The 16,613-nt window shown below is 38.0% G+C and carries 14 protein-coding genes, 8 pseudogenes and 1 other annotated feature; of the genes and pseudogenes, 11 read left to right on the top strand and 11 right to left on the bottom strand.

What is annotated here, in order from left to right:
• Positions 1-52 precede the first annotated feature (52 nt).
• Positions 53-355, bottom strand: a pseudogene (locus V3224_RS29765) (IS701 family transposase); the annotation flags it as partial.
• A gap of 69 nt (positions 356-424) precedes the next feature.
• A pseudogene (locus V3224_RS29770) lies at positions 425-1,111 on the bottom strand (IS701 family transposase); the annotation flags it as partial.
• 70 nt (positions 1,112-1,181) lie between these two features.
• Between V3224_RS29770 and V3224_RS06145 the strand changes: the two are divergent.
• Positions 1,182-1,382: pseudogene (locus V3224_RS06145) on the top strand (hypothetical protein); the annotation flags it as partial.
• Between the two features lie 93 nt (positions 1,383-1,475).
• Here the strand turns inward: V3224_RS06145 and robA are convergent.
• Positions 1,476-2,381 carry an MDR efflux pump AcrAB transcriptional activator RobA gene (robA, locus tag V3224_RS06150; protein ID WP_334469324.1) on the bottom strand — a complete coding sequence of 302 codons (906 nt, stop codon included), beginning with the start codon at positions 2,379-2,381 and terminating at the stop codon, positions 1,476-1,478.
• A gap of 167 nt (positions 2,382-2,548) precedes the next feature.
• Here robA and creA point away from each other — a divergent pair, with 167 nt between their 5' ends.
• The gene (gene creA, locus V3224_RS06155; protein WP_334469326.1) at positions 2,549-3,022 is read left to right on the top strand and encodes a protein CreA; all 474 of its coding nucleotides are present in this window, start codon (positions 2,549-2,551) and stop codon (positions 3,020-3,022) included.
• A 51-nt stretch (positions 3,023-3,073) separates the two neighbouring features.
• Here creA and arcA read toward each other — a convergent pair whose 3' ends face one another.
• Both arcA and V3224_RS06165 read right to left on the bottom strand, forming a co-directional pair.
• The gene (gene arcA, locus V3224_RS06160) at positions 3,074-3,790 is read right to left on the bottom strand and encodes a two-component system response regulator ArcA (RefSeq protein ID WP_334469328.1); all 717 of its coding nucleotides are present in this window, start codon (positions 3,788-3,790) and stop codon (positions 3,074-3,076) included.
• Positions 3,791-4,403: 613 nt separating this feature from the next.
• Positions 4,404-4,532 (bottom strand): hypothetical protein, encoded by a 129-nt coding sequence (locus tag V3224_RS06165; protein ID WP_255424661.1) that lies wholly within the window; start codon positions 4,530-4,532, stop codon positions 4,404-4,406.
• Positions 4,444-4,571, top strand: a sequence feature (Thr leader region). (Overlaps the previous gene by 89 nt.)
• A 159-nt stretch (positions 4,572-4,730) precedes the next feature.
• Here V3224_RS06165 and V3224_RS06170 point away from each other — a divergent pair.
• Positions 4,731-5,652, top strand: a pseudogene (locus V3224_RS06170) (IS701 family transposase).
• On the opposite strand, the gene V3224_RS06175 reads toward V3224_RS06170, so the two are convergent.
• Both V3224_RS06175 and V3224_RS06180 read right to left on the bottom strand, forming a co-directional pair.
• A complete protein-coding gene (locus V3224_RS06175) occupies positions 5,612-5,734 on the bottom strand; it encodes a hypothetical protein (RefSeq protein WP_334469333.1) in 123 nt (40 codons plus the stop codon). The pseudogene V3224_RS06170 and the gene V3224_RS06175 sit on opposite strands and share 41 nt — an antisense overlap.
• Positions 5,731-5,913 (bottom strand): hypothetical protein, encoded by a 183-nt coding sequence (locus V3224_RS06180; protein WP_334469335.1) that lies wholly within the window; start codon positions 5,911-5,913, stop codon positions 5,731-5,733. Before V3224_RS06180 ends, V3224_RS06175 begins: the two co-directional genes overlap by 4 nt.
• Positions 5,914-6,263: 350 nt before the next feature.
• On the opposite strand from V3224_RS06180, the gene V3224_RS06185 reads away from it, so the two are divergent.
• Both V3224_RS06185 and V3224_RS06190 read left to right on the top strand, forming a co-directional pair.
• The gene (locus tag V3224_RS06185; protein ID WP_334469337.1) at positions 6,264-6,524 is read left to right on the top strand and encodes a type II toxin-antitoxin system RelB/DinJ family antitoxin; all 261 of its coding nucleotides are present in this window, start codon (positions 6,264-6,266) and stop codon (positions 6,522-6,524) included.
• Positions 6,524-6,796 (top strand): type II toxin-antitoxin system YafQ family toxin, encoded by a 273-nt coding sequence (locus tag V3224_RS06190; protein ID WP_334469339.1) that lies wholly within the window; start codon positions 6,524-6,526, stop codon positions 6,794-6,796. Before V3224_RS06185 ends, V3224_RS06190 begins: the two co-directional genes overlap by 1 nt.
• A 96-nt stretch (positions 6,797-6,892) precedes the next feature.
• On the opposite strand, the pseudogene V3224_RS06195 reads toward V3224_RS06190, so the two are convergent.
• Both V3224_RS06195 and V3224_RS06200 read right to left on the bottom strand, forming a co-directional pair.
• Positions 6,893-7,078 (bottom strand): annotated as a pseudogene (locus V3224_RS06195) (ATP-binding protein); the annotation flags it as partial.
• A 19-nt stretch (positions 7,079-7,097) separates the two neighbouring features.
• Positions 7,098-8,019, bottom strand: a pseudogene (locus V3224_RS06200) (IS701 family transposase).
• Between the two features lie 70 nt (positions 8,020-8,089).
• Here V3224_RS06200 and thrA point away from each other — a divergent pair.
• The 3 genes and pseudogenes from thrA to thrC form a co-directional block, all read left to right on the top strand.
• Positions 8,090-8,458 (top strand): annotated as a pseudogene (gene thrA, locus V3224_RS06205) (bifunctional aspartate kinase/homoserine dehydrogenase I); the annotation flags it as partial.
• A 1-nt stretch (position 8,459) separates the two neighbouring features.
• Positions 8,460-9,389 carry a homoserine kinase gene (thrB, locus tag V3224_RS06210; RefSeq protein ID WP_334469342.1) on the top strand — a complete coding sequence of 310 codons (930 nt, stop codon included), beginning with the start codon at positions 8,460-8,462 and terminating at the stop codon, positions 9,387-9,389.
• A 2-nt stretch (positions 9,390-9,391) separates the two neighbouring features.
• A pseudogene (gene thrC / locus V3224_RS06215) lies at positions 9,392-10,681 on the top strand (threonine synthase).
• A gap of 37 nt (positions 10,682-10,718) precedes the next feature.
• Here the strand turns inward: thrC and yaaA are convergent.
• A complete protein-coding gene (yaaA, locus tag V3224_RS06220; RefSeq protein ID WP_334469344.1) occupies positions 10,719-11,495 on the bottom strand; it encodes a peroxide stress protein YaaA in 777 nt (258 codons plus the stop codon).
• Positions 11,496-11,755: 260 nt separating this feature from the next.
• Here yaaA and tal point away from each other — a divergent pair, with 260 nt between their 5' ends.
• Positions 11,756-12,709: a transaldolase gene (gene tal / locus V3224_RS06225; protein WP_334469346.1), complete on the top strand. Its 954-nt coding sequence runs from the start codon at positions 11,756-11,758 to the stop codon at positions 12,707-12,709.
• A gap of 185 nt (positions 12,710-12,894) precedes the next feature.
• Positions 12,895-13,470, top strand: a complete 576-nt coding sequence (gene mog, locus V3224_RS06230; protein WP_334469348.1) for a molybdopterin adenylyltransferase — start codon at positions 12,895-12,897, stop codon at positions 13,468-13,470.
• A gap of 192 nt (positions 13,471-13,662) precedes the next feature.
• On the opposite strand, the gene satP is transcribed toward mog, so the two are convergent.
• Positions 13,663-14,229, bottom strand: a complete 567-nt coding sequence (satP, locus tag V3224_RS06235) for an acetate uptake transporter (protein WP_334469349.1) — start codon at positions 14,227-14,229, stop codon at positions 13,663-13,665.
• 350 nt (positions 14,230-14,579) lie between these two features.
• On the opposite strand from satP, the gene dnaK reads away from it, so the two are divergent.
• Positions 14,580-16,505 (top strand): molecular chaperone DnaK, encoded by a 1,926-nt coding sequence (gene dnaK, locus V3224_RS06240; protein WP_334469351.1) that lies wholly within the window; start codon positions 14,580-14,582, stop codon positions 16,503-16,505.
• Positions 16,506-16,613 lie beyond the last annotated feature (108 nt).

Below are 16,613 nucleotides of genomic sequence, written 5' to 3' on the forward strand. Positions count from 1 at the left end.
TTATCCGTACAAAAATGTGCGAATAATACCAAGTGGATCAGTTTTAGATGATCGTTAGTGGATCAGTTTTGCATGATCGGTGACAATAATGGAGCATCTCTATTTTTTTACTACGTGTTTTGGCAATCAATGTATCATCGGCAATTAGTACGCAAGGGCTTTTTTTGTCTATAGAAGGTTCAACTAATCGCCATAGGTCTTTAGGTCTAAAACATCTACTTTTTAGCCATTGGCTAACAGTGTCATGAGATAAAGGCGATGGGCTTACTTCTGATAACGCTAAACCAGAGTATCTTAAACTGCTTACTTGTAAGAATGTTTTATAGATATCTTTAATACATGGATAACCCGACAAAATATGAACACCCTGATTTTTTCTTGTTTTTAAATTTATACTTCTTTTTTGGAGATTGCGAAACTCGTGTATGTAATCAATACGGCCGTTTTTGGCTGTAAATTTGAAAACGGTTACCCAACCATATCCTCGCAAGTGTATTGACGTTCCTTCTTCTGAGATGTCTAACTTGTTCAGTTGTTTGTTATGGTTAACAATCCCATTTTTCCTCAGCGTGGTTACCCAGATCCAACCATGAGAGCGAATTGATTTCAGGTTATCCAGGCTAGAATACCAAGCATCCATCACTACCGCTTCTGGCATGATCCCTCTTTTTTTAGCAAGAGTGAGCATTTCGGAAAAGTGCGTGTTTTTTGTTTTTCCATCAGAATCTTTATCATAAATACGATAATTGATAGGAATTGATTCAACCTTCGTCAGATCATGCCAAAGCAAATTAACTAAACCTATGCCAGCAATAACATCATGTTCATTACCTGAATATTGATAATGGAGCATCTCTATTTTTTTACTACGTGTTTTGGCAATCAATGTATCATCGGCAATTAGTACGCAAGGGCTTTTTTTGTCTATAGAAGGTTCAACTAATCGCCATAGGTCTTTAGGTCTAAAACATCTACTTTTTAGCCATCGGCTAACAGTGTCATGAGATAAAGGCGATGGGCTTACTTCTGATAACGCTAAACCAGAGTATCTTAAACTGCTTACTTGTAAGAATGTTTTATAGATATCTTTAATACATGGATAACCCGACAAAATATGAACACCCTGATTTTTTCTTGTTTTTAAATTTATACTTCTTTTTTGGAGATTGCGAAACTCGTGACTTAATCGCATACTGGGTGTGCCGACTTACGCTGAAAGGCGTTTACGTTTACGTTTACGTTTACGTTTACGTTTACGTAACTGCTCTATTTCAAAGGTAGATTTTCAGGAAACGCCTTGGTTGGCCAATGGTTGGGTAGTAGAAACCGCAGGGGATATCTCTCATTTAGTTGAGCCAGCATTAGATGAACAGCAAATTTAACTCTGGTAATAATTAAATAATGTAAGAATAATTTTGCCAAGGGAAATATTCCCTTGGATTTGATTAGGGAGTAACTATTATAATCAATTCGTTTTAGCTGGTGGAAGGCGTTCTTTTAATCGGCACAAAATAATCAAATGAGACCATATGGTTTTCTGGATTATTGTAGTTACATTCAGGATTATTAGGATCTTTCAGCTGATAATGTTCTATATCGTGTCCCGCGCGACGGATTAGATTGAGATTAGGCATATAAACACCATAAATCATATATAAAAATTGTTTTAGATCACTTTTTGTTGGTTTTCCTTCAAAAGTAAAGCGGGCATAATCACCGCCTTCGATGATAACTGAATGGTATAAATTATTTTCATTATCAGCATATTGCGGTTCGACTGCAGTGATATATGAAACCGTTTGTTCATCATCCTTTTCTGAGCTATGCACGACACGATATAATCCATAAACTTCATTAGGTATAATTTTTGTTTTATCTTGATAATATTGCCAGAAATGTTGGCGCATTTCAGCACAGGCAGTAGACCATTTTTCTAATATATATGAGCAAGTTTGTTCTATTCCCATTAAATGTTTCGGTGCTAGTGTGACAAAGGACACATTTGGTAATTTTTGTTCTTCTAGAGTGATTGGTGGTTGCATACCTGTAGCACACCACTCTTCACTGCGACGATAGAGAGCTGGTGTAATGCCAAATTGTTTTTTAAACGCACGAGTAAAGGTTTGCTGTGAATCAAAACGGTATTGCAGTGCAATATCAAGAATTGGCCGACTAGTCAGCCTAAGAGCAACAGCCGCACGGGAAAGCCGGCGAGCACGGATATAAGCGCCAATAGCTTGCTGAGTAATGTTTTTAAACATCCGCTGTAAATGCCATTTTGAATAACCAGCTTTAGCTGCGACGTTATCGAGAAATAGCGGCTGATCTAGATGTGTGTCTATCCAATACAGTAAATCGCGGATAATATTGCTTTGATCCATAGAAGTACCTGGTTTAAATAATCACCTATAAATAGTATAAAGACTTTATTATAAACATCCATTTAATACTAAATTGCTTTATATAGCTATTTTATTATTTTTATGGATATTAATAATGTAAAAATAATTTTATTATTTAATGAGTGTTATTAAGGAAAATTGATATCATGCGAAATTTGTCAAAATTACTATCTATTTTAATAATATTTTTTCTACCAAATTCAATATTGGCAGAAGAAATCGGTGCGGTTGATACGGTATTTAAACTTTTTGGTCCTGATAATAAAATTGTTATTGAAGCATTTGACGATCCGGATATTAATAATATAACTTGTTATCTGAGTCGAGCAAAAACAGGCGGTATTAAAGGAGGTCTCGGCCTGGCAGAAGATACTGCTGATTCGGCAATTTCTTGTCAACAGGTTGGGCCAATAATTATAGATGACAAAATTAAATTAAATAATAAAAAGGGGCAAGTTGTTTTTCAAAAACGTACTTCATTGATTTTCAAAAAACTACAAGTAGTACGTTTCTACGATAAACAACGTAATGCACTTATTTATTTAACTTATTCAGACAAAATAATTGATGGATCGCCTAAAAATGCTATTAGTGCTGTGCCAATTATGCCATGGCATTAATATATTTATTAAACCCCCCAACACCTAAAAAAGGGGTTTAATATGTTATATTTATTCTTCAATATCACCACAGAAGCGATAACCTTCACCATGGATGGTGGCAATAATTTCTGGTGTATCGACTATCGATTCAAAGTGTTTACGAATACGGCGGATAGTCACATCAACAGTTCTATCGTGGGGCTTTAATTCACGTCCGGTCATTTTTTTCAATAGTTCTGCACGTGTTTGAATTTTGCCTGGATTTTCACAAAAATGTAACATAGCTCTGAATTCACTACGTGGTAATTTATATTGATCACCAATCGGGCTAACTAAAGAGCGACTGTTAATATCCAGTTCCCAGCCATTAAATTTATAATTTTCTACCTGGCGGCGTTCACCACTGATTTCGCAAAGATTCATTGTGCGCGAAAGTAAATTTCGGGCACGAATTGTTAATTCGCGAGGGTTGAAAGGCTTAGTTATATAATCATCGGCCCCAATTTCTAATCCTAATATCTTATCAACTTCATTATCACGCCCGGTAAGAAACATCAGCGCAACATGAGCTTGTTCACGTAATTCGCGCGCAAGTAGCAGACCATTTTTGCCTGGCAAATTAATATCCATAATGACCAGGTTAATATCATTATCAGATAAAATATTGTGCATTTCGGCTCCATCAGTAGCTTCATGTACAATATAGCCTTCTGCTTCGAAAATGCTTTTTAAGGTATTGCGTGTGACAATCTCGTCTTCAACAATCAAAATATGTGGGGTTTGCATATGTGCTACCTAACTCTCTACAATATAAATTACCAGATTTACACACTAATGTTTCAAGAGCATGCTTTCTCTAATTTCGTTTTATAATACTAATGAAAGCTTAGCGAATATCATTAAAGTTCATATAATTTTTTTGTAACAAAAAAACAATTATGCCGAACCTAAAAGAAATTTACTAAACAATTCTTTTCTCATTTTATGTTAACAGCAATATAACAGCTAAAAGCCTATTTACCACCTAAAAAAATGACTTTTGTTGATACACGTCAAAATCGAAATAAAGCTATTATAAAGATTATTACTTAAATTATATGATTTTTTGTGTTATAAAATATTGTATTTAAATTAAAATAGGCACTAATGTAATTTATATGAAAAATATAAACGCCAAGCTTCATATTATTATTTATCTGTTAACATACAAGCGTTGCTGATTGTAAATAGATAAAAATTCTCATTTATTCGGTTATGTTTGTTTTTTTATCTGCTTAAAGTGAAATGTATTCTATTGGTAATAGTTACTTAACAAAGAAATGAATATGTTTAATTAGTTTTAGTAATTAAAGAACAAATTATTTGACTTTGCATTAAAATTGTTTTAACCAGTATATAGCTAAATATTTTTTAATAGAAACTTAGGACAGTGATGCGTAAGACCAGCTTCAATACCACCATTATTACCACTACCGTAACCATTGGTTATGGGGCGGGCTGACGCATAACTAAAATCAAAATCGAACATAAAGCCCGCATCCAAGCAAATGATGCGGGTTTTTTTAACGCAATTTCAGGAGGAAAAAACCAGTGCGTGTGCTCAAATTTGGTGGAACGTCGGTTGCTAATGATAATAAAATGCTCAACGTTGCTAATACACGAGTTTCGGAATCTCCAAAAAAGAAGTATAAATTTAAAAACAAGAAAAAATCAGGGTGTTCATATTTTGTCGGGTTATCCATGTATTAAAGATATCTATAAAACATTCTTACAAGTAAGCAGTTTAAGATACTCTGGTTTAGCGTTATCAGAAGTAAGCCCATCGCCTTTATCTCATGACACTGTTAGCCGATGGCTAAAAAGTAGATGTTTTAGACCTAAAGATCTATGGCGATTAGTTGAACCTTCTATAGACAAAAAAAGCCCTTGCGTACTAATTGCCGATGATACATTGATTGCCAAAACACGTAGTAAAAAAATAGAGATGGTCCATTATCAATATTCAGGTAATGAACATGATGTTATTGCTGGCATAGGTTTAGTTAATTTGCTTTGGCATGATCTGACGAAGGTTGAATCAATTCCTATCAATTATCTTATTTATGATAAAGATTCTGATGGAAAAACAAAAAACACGCACTTTTCCGAAATGCTCACTCTTGCTAAAAAAAGAGGGATCATGCCAGAAGCCGTAGTGATGGATGCTTGGTATTCTAGCCTGGATAACCTGAAATCAATTCGCTCTCATGGTTGGATCTGGGTAACCACGCTGAGGAAAAATAGGATTGTTAACCATAACAAACAACTGAACAAGTTAGACATCTCAGAAGAAGGAACGTCAATACACTTGCGAGGATATGGTTGGGTAACCGTTTTCAAATTTACAGCCAAAAACGGCCGTATTGATTACATAGTAACAAACAAAGAGAATCCCACCCGTCAATACCTCAAATCTATGTGGTATTGAACGCTGTCAGGCTCGCACGAGCCGAGCGCAAAGAAATCATATTTTTCTCGCTATTTCTGCGTGGTTTGAACAACATAAACGTCGTATATCTGAAAAAATAACCCTTTATCAACAAAATTGGGACGTAATCAAAAGTGCTATTACTGAGCAAATCCGTGTTTTATTAGCGTACCCAAATTAGTTTTGTGCGAAACTCGTGTAGTTGTCAATTCAGGAAATACATTGCTGAATTGTTCTATTTGATTTACGTCAACGATTCTCATGCTATGCCCTCCATCACTGGCTTACGTCCAGCCCAGATAAGACGATCATCCTTGAATAACACGTTGAATATACGACTGTCATGACGTGTGAATGAGACTTTGCCAGAAGGTGTATTGGAATTTCTAGGAATAATCCAGTAGGTATCAATAAATCTAGCGTACGGTTGAATGGTAGCCATAATTGCGGCCTCTCTTACAGTTTTAAAATCCTCAACTCCCTGCTGTTAATCAGGGTGGCGAGACGTAACAAGGTTAACAGACCGGCGTAAGAGAAACCGGCGAGCCTTACGGCTCCCCTGCTACGCCCCGCCATAATGCGGACGCAACTTAGGTTTACTAGGGACGTAAAAAAACCGCGTTTAGCGGCTGGTGTCCGCTCTTACTTCGGGCTGTTAATCCCGATTGCCCATTAGGGGCAACGGCATCACTATAGCGTTTAGAATGTGATATTGGCAAATTGTTATTTGTTTTTTATGATTATTTTGTGGTACAAATGAGCGTAAATGCTATGATAATTTTGAGGTAATTTATGACAGAGAATACATTGGTAAGGGCTAGAATTAATAGTGAAATCAAAGATAAAGCGGCTTCTGTTCTCGCTGATATGGGGCTAACGGTTTCTGATGTAGTGCGTATTGTTTTGACAAAAGTCGCCAAGGAGAGGGCGCTGCCTTTTGAAATGTGTTCTCCTAACCAGCAGACGATAAAGACACTGCAAAATAGTGAACGTGCTAAAGATGTGTATTACGCCAAGGATGCGGATGACATGTTTAAACAGCTTGGTATCTAATGCGACAGGTATACTATTCTGGTCAATTCAAAAAAGATGTAAAGCAAGCGCAAAAACGCGGCAAGAGCATGAGAAAGCTTAAGTTTTTAATTTCACTGATAATTGAAAATAAGCCTCTTCCCGCACGTTATCGAGATCACCCTCTGAAAGGCCAATGGCGCGGTTTTCGTGATGCTCATGTAGAACCAGATTGGATATTGATTTACAGGGATGATGATAAATTTGTGCGATTTGAACGAACAGGAAAGCATTCAGATTTATTTAATGAATGAGTATATTAACATTTTCAGATAATGTATTTGGTAGTGTCAATGCCAACTGAATTCTGATCCACTTTGCTAAAGTAAAACTGATCCACCCCCTTTAATTTACTCGCTAAGTTCTGGTTTCAATTTTTTATGTAGCTGACCGCTTTTTAGCTTGTCTTTTAACCGATAACTTTGTCCACTAATCTGTACAATATGTGCATGGTGCAGCAATCTATCCAGCATAGCCGCTGTTAGCGTCTCATCGTCACCAAATGTACTTGACCACTGAGCAAAAGACAGATTACTACACGAGTTTCGCACAAAACTAATTTGGGTACGCTAATAAAACACGGATTTGCTCAGTAATAGCACTTTTGATTACGTCCCAATTTTGTTGATAAAGGGTTATTTTTTCAGATATACGACGTTTATGTTGTTCAAACCACGCAGAAATAGCGAGAAAAATATGATTTCTTTGCGCTCGGCTCGTGCGAGCATGACAGCGTTCAATACCACATAGATTTGAGGTATTGACGGGTGGGATTCTCTTTGTTTGTTACTATGTAATCAATACGGCCGTTTTTGGCTGTAAATTTGAAAACGGTTACCCAACCATATCCTCGCAAGTGTATTGACGTTCCTTCTTCTGAGATGTCTAACTTGTTCAGTTGTTTGTTATGGTTAACAATCCTATTTTTCCTCAGCGTGTTTACCCAGATCCAACCATGAGAGCGAATTGATTTCAGGTTATCCAGGCTAGAATACCAAGCATCCATCACTACCGCTTCTGGCATGATCCCTCTTTTTTTAGCAAGAGTGAGCATTTCGGAAAAGTGCGTGTTTTTTGTTTTTCCATCAGAATCTTTATCATAAATAAGATAATTGATAGGAATTGATTCAACCTTCGTCAGATCATGCCAAAGCAAATTAACTAAACCTATGCCAGCAATAACATCATGTTCATTACCTGAATATTGATAATGGACCATCTCTATTTTTTTACTACGTGTTTTGGCAATCAATGTATCATCGGCAATTAGTACGCAAGGGCTTTTTTTGTCTATAGAAGGTTCAACTAATCGCCATAGGTCTTTAGGTCTAAAACATCTACTTTTTAGCCATCGGCTAACAGTGTCATGAGATAAAGGCGATGGGCTTACTTCTGATAACGCTAAACCAGAGTATCTTAAACTGCTTACTTGTAAGAATGTTTTATAGATATCTTTAATACATGGATAACCCGACAAAATATGAACACCCTGATTTTTTCTTGTTTTTAAATTTATACTTCTTTTTTGGAGATTGCGAAACTCGTGTGATATTGAAATTGAACCTATATTGCCCGCCTCTTTTGATGTTAGTGGTAACGTTAACCATTTTCTTCAACAATTAACACAATTAGATCAAAATTTTAAAATAAGGGTTAGCCAAGCAACGGCACAGGGAAAGGTTCTTCGTTATATCGGGTTAATTAAAGACGGTTGTTGTCAGGTAAAAATGGTGGCAGTCGATGAACACAATCCACTTTATAAAGTTAAAAATGGTGAAAATGCTTTAGCATTTTATACCCGCTATTATCAGCCCATTCCATTAGTATTAAGAGGTTACGGTGCGGGTAATGATGTTACTGCCGCAGGGGTATTTGCCGATATATTACGGACGTTAACAAGGAAAATAGGAGCATAAAATGGTCAAGGTTTATGCACCCGCATCGATAGGTAATGTCAGTGTTGGGTTTGATGTGTTAGGTGCGGCTATCTTTCCGGTAGATAATAGGCAATTAGGTGATTGTGTCTCGGTCGTGAAGGCAGATAAGTTTAATTTGAAAAATAGCGGATCTTTTGTTGGCAAATTGCCCCAGCTGCCGCAGCAAAATATCGTCTATCAGGCCTGGCAACTGTTTTGTCAAGAATTGGGTGAATTTCTCAATGTTGAAATGACATTAGAAAAGAATATGCCGATTGGTTCTGGATTAGGCTCTAGTGCCTGCTCAGTGGTAGCAGCGCTGATGGCATTAAATGAATATAGCGGTCGCCCTTTTGATAAAAACAGCTTGTTATTAATGATGGGACAATTGGAAGGGCGTGTCGCTGGTAGTATTCATTATGATAACGTTGCGCCCTGTTATTTGGGCGGTATGCAACTGATAGTCGAACAAAATAATGCGCTGAGTCAATCAATCCCTATTTTTGCGGATTGGATTTGGGTGATGGCTTACCCAGGAATCAAGGTTGCCACAGCAGCAGCGAGGGCGATTCTGCCGAGCCATTATCAACGGCAGGATACGATTAATCATGGTCGATTATTAGCCGGTTTTATTCATGCCTGCCATACCCAGCAAACTGATTTAGCGATCGATATGTTACAGGATGTGATCGCTGAGCCTTATCGTGCTCAAATATTGCCCGGTTTTATCGCAGCCCGCAAAAAAGTAAAAAATATCGGCGCAGTCGCTTGTGGTATCTCTGGCTCTGGGCCGACATTATTTGCAATTTGCTATGAAAGAAAGACAGCAGAAAAAGTAATGCAATGGCTGACACAATATTACCTACAAAATGGAACAGGTTTTGTGCACATGTGTCGTTTAGATCAAGTTGGTGCAAGAGTGATAGACTAAAAATGAAATTATATAATTTAAAAAATCAAAGTGAGCAGGTCAGTTTTGTGCAGGCAGTTAAACAAGGGCTTGGTCAGCAGCAGGGCCTTTTTTTCCCGCTTAATGTACCAAAACTGAATGATGAACAGCTAGCTAAATGGTTACAGTGCGATTTTATCACCCGTAGTAGCTATATTTTATCAGCCTATATTGGCGATGAAATGCCGTTAGAACAAGTGACAGAGTGTGTTAAACAGGCGTTCAATTTTCCGTTAGTTGTTAGACCAATAGAAGAAAATATTGCCGGCCTGGAGTTGTATCATGGCCCAACCTTAGCATTTAAAGATTTTGGTGGCCGATTTATGGCACAAATATTGGCACAAATTGCCAGTAACCAACCCATTACTATTTTAACCGCTACTTCAGGTGATACTGGCGCCGCCGTAGCCCATGCTTTTTATCGTCTTAAAAATGTTCAGGTTATTATTCTCTATCCAGAAAATAAGATCACGCCTTTACAGGAGAAATTATTCTGTACACTAGGGGAAAATATCCACACTATCGCAATCAAGGGTGACTTTGATGATTGTTAAAGGCTGGTAAAACAGGCTTTTGATGATGAAGAATTAAAACGGCTATTATGTTTAACCTCCGCGAATTCTATTAATATTAGCCGGTTATTGGCGCAAATTTGTTATTATTTTGAGGCTGTTGCACAGTTAGCGGTTGAAAACCGTCAACAGTTAGTTATTTCCGTACCCAGTGGTAATTTTGGTAATTTAACCGCCGGCTTATTTGCCAAAGCAATGGGGCTACCGGTGAAGCGTTTTATAGCTGCTACTAATGTTAATGATACTGTTCCACGCTATCTGTCTGAGGGCAAATGGTTGCCTAATCAAACGATAGCGACTCTGTCAAATGCAATGGATGTCAGCCAACCCAATAATTGGCCACGGATAGAGACACTTTTCCAGCTGCAAAAATGGGAGCTTGATGAGCTTAGTCATGGTGTTGTTGATGATAGAATGACTGAAAAAACCGTTCAACAACTGGCTAGTAAAGGCTATATATCTGAGCCACATAGCGCAGTTGCTTATCGTATTTTACGTGATCAGTTGCAAGATGATGAATATGGGCTGTTCTTAAGTACCGCCCATCCAGCAAAATTTAAACAGAGTGTCGATCGTATTCTTGCTAAAACATTACCATTACCAGCTGTTTTAGCAAAACGAGCTAATTTACCGATATTTTCCCATCAATTACCCGCTGATTTTGCTTTGTTGCGTAAATTTTTATTTATGCATGCGACTTAATAACAATGATCTGAAATGGAAGCGTTAGCTTCCATTGTTAACCATGTTGTGATCGTTTAAACACTAGCTGATTATCTTTGGAAGCAGCGTTATCAAATTGATAACCGGCTAAGTTAAATTCAGTCAGTTGTTCAATATTTTTTAGTTGATTTTGAATAATAAAGCGACTCATTAATCCGCGCGCTTTTTTCGCATAGAAACTGATGACTTTATATTTCCCCTGTTTTTCATCTAGAAAAATAGGTTTCACAATATAAGCATCCAGTTTTTTGCTATTAACGGCATTAAAATATTCATCTGAAGCTAGGTTAATCAGAATATTATCACCTTGCTTGCTTAAGGCCTGATTAAGATTTTCAGTAATGATATCCCGCCAAAAGGCATAAAGATCTTTTCCTTGTTTATTATTGAGTTTAGTTCCCATTTCCAATCGGTAAGGTTGCATCAGATCAAGAGGCCGTAATACACCGTATAAGCCTGATAGAATACGAAGATGTTTTTGGGCAAAGGTGAAATCTTTTGGCTTAAAATTTTCCGCTTGCAGGCCGGTATAGACGTCACCTTTAAAAGCTAAAATAGCAGATCGGGCATTTTCTGGGGTAAAATTAGCATGCCACTGTCCAAAACGCGCTGCATTTAAACCGGCTAATTTATCACTAATATGCATTAGACTGGCAATTTCCGCCGGTGTCAGTTTACGACATATCTGAATCAATTGCTCAGCCTGTGATAATAGGGTTGGCTGACTATATTCTGTGGTGGCAAGCGGACTTTCATAATCAAGTGTTTTGGCAGGTGAAATCGTGATAAGCATAATTAATACCTAGTAAAATTCATAAATAAACAACTTTAATCAAAATAGTAAATGGCTATCATTGGGCTTATTTGTAGCATTTAACGTTAATTATTGCTATTTAAACGATAGTAGGGTGTGAAAATAAGCTAACAAAATTTGTTATCGACAACAAAACAATGGAGGTGAATTTATTTGTTGTAATATCAATGAATGATATTATCACAGCAAGATAGGATTTTGAGCCTCGGCTTCATCTCAATAACAACGGGATTAAAAAAATGACCGATAAATTAACCTCTTTACGAAAAATAACGACGGTTGTAGCAGATACAGGTGATATAAGCGCAATAAAGTTTTATAAACCTGAAGATGCAACAACTAACCCTTCTTTGATCCTTAATGCGGCTCAGATCCCAGAATATCAGCCTCTCATTGATGAAGCGATCTCATGGGCACGGCAACAAAGTCAATCACGTGAGCAACAAATTATTGATGCGTGTGATAAATTGGCTGTTAATATTGGGTTAGAAATCCTGCAATTAATTCCCGGAAGAATTTCAACCGAAGTTGATGCGCGCCTTTCCTATGATACCGAAGCCTGTATTAATAAAGCGCGGCATATTATTGAGCTTTATAATCGTGCCGGCATTAAAAATGAGCGTATTTTGATAAAATTGGCTTCAACCTGGCAAGGGATCCGCGCGGCAGAGCAGTTGGAAAAAGAGGGTATTAACTGTAATCTAACGCTATTATTCTCTTTTGCTCAGGCACGAGCTTGTGCTGAAGCCGGTGTTTATCTGATTTCACCTTTTGTCGGTCGTATTCTTGATTGGTATAAAGCGAATACCGATACAAAAGAGTATGCGCCACAAGAAGATTCTGGCGTTATTTCTGTTACACAAATTTACAATTATTATAAGCAGCACGACTATAAAACGGTTGTCATGGGGGCAAGTTTCCGCAATAGCGGTGAAATTTTGCAACTGGCAGGCTGTGATCGTTTAACAATTTCTCCAGCATTACTTAAAGAGCTTTCTGAAGCCCAAGGTGAAGTGTCCCGCAAATTGGCATTTAATGGTCAAATTCAGTCACCGCCTAAGCCGATGACAGAAGCAGAATTCTATTGGCAACATTATGCAGATGCCATGGCAACGGACAAACTGGCGGATGGTATTCGTAAATTTGCTATTGATCAGGAAAAATTGGAAAAAATGGTTGCCCAGCAGCTGTAATTAACATTTCTCTGTTATAACCTAAAAGCCTAGTGGATTATCGTACTGGGCTTTTTGCTTTTACTTGCTGGTCTGATTGTGCTCAAGGGCAGTAAACAATATTATTTGCCTTTGTATCGCTACAGCATAAGTTGAATAGATTTAGTATTAAACATCTTGTTTTCAATATCGAATTTGAGGATCTCATGGATAAATTGCGCATAGGTTTGGTTTTTGTTTCAGATCGGGCAGCCAATAAAATTTATCAAGATCAGGGGATCCCTGCACTTAAAAACTGGCTTTCAATGGCTCTAAAAACCCCTTTTACGGTTGAGCCACGTTTGATCCCTGATGAACAAAAAATTATTGAACTTACACTCTGTGAGCTGGTTGATGAATTTGCTTGTCATTTAATTTTAACCACCGGTGGCACTGGCCCAGCGCTACGTGACGTAACACCGAATGCGACACTGGCGATTGCTGATCGGCAAATGCCTGGTTTTGGTGAACAAATGCGGCAAATTAGTTTGCATTTTGTGCCAACGGCGATCCTCTCACGCCAAGTTGGTGTGATCCGCAAGCAAACATTGATTTTGAATTTACCTGGACAACCAAAATCAATTACAGAAACATTAGCCGGTTTAAAAGATGAACATGGACGTGAAATTGTTGCCGGAATTTTCGCTAGCGTGCCTTACTGTATCCAATTACTAGAGGGTCCCTATGTTGAAACCGATCCCAACGTGATTAAAGCATTTAGACCTAAACCAGCCATGCGATAAAATGGATTAATCTGGCTATTTTCGGCATTAGGAAATAACTTTAGTAATGATTAAAGCTGCTGTTAAATTGCGCTGCCATCAATTAGCGTCAATTTTAAAGCCAAAAATTCTCTAGTGTCGTCATAGTGGCGAATAGAGCAGGGTGTTAATAAAGCAGTATAAAACTGCTTTATTAATGTGGCAGGATGCTGTTTAAGGCCTATTACCAATAGGTAATATTGTACGGCCAAATTGTTCATTAATGACTTCTGCCATAGCAAGGTAAAAAGCGCTGGCGCCACAAATGATACCTTCGTAACCAGCAATAGTAAGAATGGTTTGATTTCCATACATATTACCGATTGCTAACAGCGCAAAAAGTACGGTCAGACTAGCAAAAATGAATTGTAGTGCGCGATTAGCCTTTAACGTGCCAACAAACATAAATAAGGTAAATATACCCCACAATGCCAAGTAAACTGCCAGAAAATCTGCGGATGTTACTTGCACCGACGCTATTTCAGGCAGCATTAATAAACCAACTAAGCTGAGCCAAAACAAGCCATAAGATGAGAATGCTGTTGCGGCAAAGGTATTTCCTTTTTTATATTCAAAAATACCGGCAACAATCTGGGCAATACCACCATAGAAGATACCCATACTTAGTATTACTGAAGTTAATGGAAAAAATCCAGCATTGTGAATATTTAATAAAATTGTTGTCATACCAAAACCCATCAAACCTAATGGGCCTGGATTGGCAATATTATTTGAACTCATACATTCCTCTAAATGTCATTAAATATATAATATTCAATAGGATATAAATTTTTATATGCTATCAGGGCTTACATAAAGCAAGTATAATAGGTAGTGTTTGGTTCAAAACAAAGATTAAAATGATTTTTCATTTAAAAAATATTTTTTACTTTCCCCTTGATGAATATTTTTATGTCCCCACTTTAATGAATAGCGTAGTTACCAATGGTCAATCTATCAACCTGTCACAAGGTGTCTCGTTAGGTAGATTTTTTTTGAGGTCAGGGAAAAAATCCCTTGAAAAAAATTCATTGAGCCTCATATAGGTTGGTAATTAGATTGGTTAAGAATTCCCTTTGGAGGCTGTTTAGATGGGTAAAATTATCGGGATTGACCTGGGTACAACTAACTCTTGTGTAGCTATTATGGATGGCACAAATGCGCGGGTATTGGAAAACAGTGAGGGTGATCGTACCACACCTTCTATTGTTGCATATACTCAAGATGGTGAAATTCTTGTGGGGCAGCCGGCAAAACGTCAGGCTGTGACAAACCCACAAAATACATTTTTTGCCATTAAGCGTCTGATTGGACGTCGCTTTGAAGATAAAGAAGTTCAACGTGACATTTCTATTATGCCTTATAAAATCATTGCTGCAGATAATGGTGATGCTTGGTTGGATGTTAAGGGGCAAAAAATGGCTCCTCCTCAGGTTTCCGCTGAGGTGTTGAAAAAAATGAAAAAAACGGCTGAAGATTATCTGGGTGAACCCGTTACTGAAGCTGTTATTACTGTACCAGCTTATTTTAATGATGCTCAGCGTCAAGCAACTAAAGATGCAGGTCGCATTGCTGGTTTAGATGTAAAACGTATTATTAATGAACCAACAGCAGCGGCGCTTGCTTATGGTTTAGATCGTGAACTAGGTAACCGTACCATTGCGGTATATGACTTAGGTGGTGGTACTTTTGATATTTCAATTATTGAAATTGATGAAGTTGATGGTGAAAAAACCTATGAAGTGCTGGCCACTAATGGTGATACTTACTTAGGTGGTGAAGACTTTGATAATCGTCTGATCAACTATTTGGTCGATGAATTTAAGAAAGAACAAGGTTTTGATCTACGCAATGATCCACTAGCAATGCAACGCTTAAAAGAAGCAGCAGAGAAAGCCAAAATTGAGCTCTCTTCTGCTCAGCAGACTGATGTCAATCTGCCTTACATTACTGCAGATGCAAGTGGTCCTAAGCATATGAATATTAAGGTGACTCGAGCGAAACTTGAATCACTGGTGGAAGATTTGGTTAAGCGCTCAATGGAGCCGCTGAAAGTTGCACTGCAAGATGCCGGCTTAAATGTTAATGACATAAACGACGTCATTCTGGTTGGTGGTCAGACGCGCATGCCAATGGTGCAAAAAGCGGTTGCTGACTTTTTCGGTAAAGAACCCCGTAAAGACGTTAACCCTGATGAAGCGGTTGCTATGGGTGCGGCGGTGCAAGGTGGTGTATTAGCTGGTGATGTGAAAGATGTCTTGTTACTTGATGTAACTCCACTATCTTTAGGTATTGAAACCATGGGTGGTGTAATGACAGCGTTAATTGCCAAAAATACCACTATTCCGACTAAACATAGTCAGGTGTTTTCAACTGCAGAAGATAACCAGTCGGCAGTAACCATTCATGTATTGCAAGGTGAACGTAAACGCTCAGGTGATAACAAATCATTAGGGCAGTTCAATTTGGATGGTATTCAAGCGGCACCGCGTGGTATGCCACAAATTGAAGTTACCTTTGATATTGACGCTGATGGTATCTTACATGTATCAGCTAAAGATAAGAATACTGGCCGCGAGCAAAAGATTACCATCAAGGCATCTTCTGGTCTGAAGGAAGATGAAATCCAAAGAATGGTAAGCGATGCAGAAGCAAATGCGGAATCAGATCGTAAGTTTGAAGAATTAGTTCAGGTACGTAATCAGGCTGATCAATTGATTCATGGTACGCGTAAACAAATTGAAGAAGCGGCTGATAAGTTACCTCCTGATGATAAAGCTAACATAGAGAAAGCCATTTCTGAGTTGGAAACTGCGGTGAAAGGTGAAGATAAGGCCATCATTGAAGAGAAAATTCAAGCTTTAGTTCAAGCTTCGGTCAAGCTACTCGAGTTAGCTCAACAGCAGGCTCAAGCAGGTACCGCTGATGCTGGCGCAGGCGCCCAACCTAAACAGGATGATAATGTTGTTGATGCTGAATTTGAAGAAGTCAACGACAAGGATAAAGATAAAAAATAGTGGCCCTTAGTCGGCGCAGTAATGGTGTTAAGGATCATTTCCTCTGTTACTTTACTGAAAACCGAGTACGGGCGTTGGGGGAACTCTACAGCCCGTTTCCGTGTGTTA

The sequence above is a fragment of the Arsenophonus sp. PmNCSU2021_1 genome (assembly GCF_036919435.1).
In the GTDB taxonomy this organism is placed as follows: Bacteria; Pseudomonadota; Gammaproteobacteria; order Enterobacterales; family Enterobacteriaceae; genus Arsenophonus; species Arsenophonus nilaparvatae.

What these genes read in the sequence shown, in the direction of transcription:
- V3224_RS06185 (WP_334469337.1), top strand. Translation starts at nt 6,264, where the DNA reads ATGACAGAGAATACATTGGTAAGGGCTAGAATTAATAGTGAAATCAAA.
- satP (WP_334469349.1), bottom strand. Translation starts at nt 14,229, where the DNA reads ATGAGTTCAAATAATATTGCCAATCCAGGCCCATTAGGTTTGATGGGT.
- thrB (WP_334469342.1), top strand. Translation starts at nt 8,460, where the DNA reads ATGGTCAAGGTTTATGCACCCGCATCGATAGGTAATGTCAGTGTTGGG.
- robA (WP_334469324.1), bottom strand. Translation starts at nt 2,381, where the DNA reads ATGGATCAAAGCAATATTATCCGCGATTTACTGTATTGGATAGACACA.
- arcA (WP_334469328.1), bottom strand. Translation starts at nt 3,790, where the DNA reads ATGCAAACCCCACATATTTTGATTGTTGAAGACGAGATTGTCACACGC.
- V3224_RS06175 (WP_334469333.1), bottom strand. Translation starts at nt 5,734, where the DNA reads ATGAGAATCGTTGACGTAAATCAAATAGAACAATTCAGCAATGTATTT.
- V3224_RS06180 (WP_334469335.1), bottom strand. Translation starts at nt 5,913, where the DNA reads ATGGCTACCATTCAACCGTACGCTAGATTTATTGATACCTACTGGATT.
- V3224_RS06165 (WP_255424661.1), bottom strand. Translation starts at nt 4,532, where the DNA reads ATGTTCGATTTTGATTTTAGTTATGCGTCAGCCCGCCCCATAACCAAT.
- tal (WP_334469346.1), top strand. Translation starts at nt 11,756, where the DNA reads ATGACCGATAAATTAACCTCTTTACGAAAAATAACGACGGTTGTAGCA.
- dnaK (WP_334469351.1), top strand. Translation starts at nt 14,580, where the DNA reads ATGGGTAAAATTATCGGGATTGACCTGGGTACAACTAACTCTTGTGTA.
- V3224_RS06190 (WP_334469339.1), top strand. Translation starts at nt 6,524, where the DNA reads ATGCGACAGGTATACTATTCTGGTCAATTCAAAAAAGATGTAAAGCAA.
- creA (WP_334469326.1), top strand. Translation starts at nt 2,549, where the DNA reads ATGCGAAATTTGTCAAAATTACTATCTATTTTAATAATATTTTTTCTA.
- yaaA (WP_334469344.1), bottom strand. Translation starts at nt 11,495, where the DNA reads ATGCTTATCACGATTTCACCTGCCAAAACACTTGATTATGAAAGTCCG.
- mog (WP_334469348.1), top strand. Translation starts at nt 12,895, where the DNA reads ATGGATAAATTGCGCATAGGTTTGGTTTTTGTTTCAGATCGGGCAGCC.